At 48.1% G+C, this 1,904-nt stretch carries 1 protein-coding gene; it reads left to right on the top strand.

Annotated features, from left to right (window positions below; translation table 11 throughout):
• The coding region (locus B5D63_RS34480; RefSeq protein ID WP_143313391.1) for a condensation domain-containing protein at positions 1–1,904 on the top strand (1,904 nt) is incomplete at both ends.

Genomic DNA, 1,904 nt, shown 5'->3' with positions numbered 1-1,904 from the left:
GCAGTTACCTGGATTTGCTGCACAGCGTGAAGGACACCACCTTGCAGGCGTATGAGCATCAGCTGTATCCTTTTGATGAACTGATAGAAACATTGCGGCTGAAGCGGGATATGAGCCGCAGTACACTTTTCGATGTAATGGTATTGCAGGTCAATACCGATGTGCAGCTAAGCGGTGAAGGAACAGGCAGCCTGGAGAATGTACAGGTACGCCCCTACGGAGAACGGTTTAATACTGTCAGTAAATATGATCTTACTTTTTATTTCAGAGAAGACGGAGATGATATCTCCATGCTGATAGAATATAACAGTGATATTTTCCATGCGGCTACAATAGAGGGGCTGGCAGCGTATTTTAAGGTGCTGCTGCGGCAAATGCTGCTTGCTCCGGTTAAATCGCTGGATGAGAATATCTGTCACAGTATATTGCTGACACCTGCGCCTCCTGTGCGTCCGGCAACGCCGGCAGACAGCATGATAGCGTCTGCTCATCAGAAAAGACTGTGGTTCATAGATCAGTTTGAAAAAAATTATCTGTACCCGCATAGCCCAGTGTACCACAACTTACCATTGTTGGTCAGATGGAATGAGCAACCGGATATAGACAGGCTGCAACAGGCTGTGGACGATGTTTATAACGACACAGACCTGCTGAGATCTGTGGTGGTGACGGAAAACAATGAGCCGCTGTCATTAATTACCGGTGCGGACTCACTTATTGTACGTACACATCATACGCCCACGCCGTTGTCGGAAACAGGGCTTGCCGCATGGTGCCGGCAAATAATAGAAGCCCCTTTTGATATTGATCAGCCGCCATTGATCCGGTTTGACATCGTGGACAACGGTAACGGTTATATTTTTATCATTACGGCGCATCATCTCATTGCAGACAGAAAGACACTCCGGCTGCTATACGAAAATATCTGGTCCCGGTATGCTGCACATTCCGGCGCCGCCTGCGCTACGCCTGCGGAGACAGGACTGTATACAGACTATGTGTCCCGGCAGCGTCAAATGATGGAGGATAGTCTTGCAGCAGCCTCCTTTTACTGGAAAAGGAAAATGGTCAATGCGCCTGTACTTGTGCTGGATACTGATTTTCCAAGAGAACATATCCATGTGTATTCATATGGGTGCGAGCAGACACTTATATCCGGCGAATTGTCTGAACGCATCAACACATTTGCTGCTAAGTATGGAAGTACTCGTTTTCTGCTCCTGTTGTCCGCATTCTCTGCTTTAATGCAGCGGTATACGGAAAGTGAATCTGTAGTGTTGGGTACCTTGTATGAAAACAGGAGCCTGCCCGGATTAAAGCATATAAACGGACCGGTTGCCAATCTGCTGGCGTTGAAACATGACTTTTCAGCGAAATCATCTTTCCTGGAAGTGCTGACCGAAGTAACCGCTGACTACACGCAGTCTGTGGCATTTTCAGCTGTTCCGTTTGAGCAGGTGGTGCTGGATGTTAATCCCGGTAAGGACATGAGTCGTACTGCACTGTTTGACGTATTGGTGCATTATGAAGATATGACTGAGGATGCCGGTATTGATATCCTTGAACTGAATATGGGATTAGGTAAGTATGACCTCAACCTGTTGATTTCGTTGGAGGATAATATCCTGCTGACATTAAGTTATAATGCCAGGTATTTCAGTGCACAGCGGATGGGCCAACTGCTGAAACATTATACGGCTCTGCTCGATGCAGCGCTGAGCGCTCCTGAAACTGCGGTAGGCAAGCTGGACTACCTCTCCTCCACAGAAAAAGATTATTTACGGCATGTGTTGGACAACAGTGCCGTGTCCTATCCGGCAACGGCGACGGTTACTTCATTGTTTGAGTCTCAGGTGGCGGCCACACCGGATAATATAGCGGTGGTTTGCGGGGACACGCGGCTG

The sequence above is a fragment of the Chitinophaga eiseniae genome, from assembly GCF_900167135.1.
In the GTDB taxonomy this organism is placed as follows: Bacteria; Bacteroidota; Bacteroidia; order Chitinophagales; family Chitinophagaceae; genus Chitinophaga; species Chitinophaga eiseniae.
Note: the sequence above shows the minus strand (reverse complement) of the source record. Positions and strands in the feature narration are given on the sequence as shown.